The organism is Patiriisocius sp. 208BN25-11 (genome assembly GCF_058147145.1).
Map to the genome: position 1 here is coordinate 1 of NZ_JBYVJY010000165.1, position 232 is coordinate 232.

Annotated in this window: 1 pseudogene; it reads left to right on the top strand. The window is 35.8% G+C overall.

The window, feature by feature from the left end:
* Positions 1 to 232, top strand: a pseudogene (locus tag ACY2RS_RS15985) (phytoene desaturase family protein); the annotation flags it as partial.

Consider the following 232-nt stretch of genomic DNA (forward strand, 5'->3'; position numbering starts at 1 on the left):
TTTAGAAGACCCTATTTTTCAGGGAATGTTTATAAGCTGTACGACCTTAAAAGACCCTCCAAGTTTCGATGGGAAACACAATACCATAGAAGCCATTACTTTTATTAACTATGCGTCGTTTACGAAATTTGAAAACGAAGATTTAGAGAGGTCTAAGGAATATTTACCTTTCAAAGAACAACTCACAGATAAAATGATTCGTACCCTAGACAATGCGTTGCCCAATGTAAAG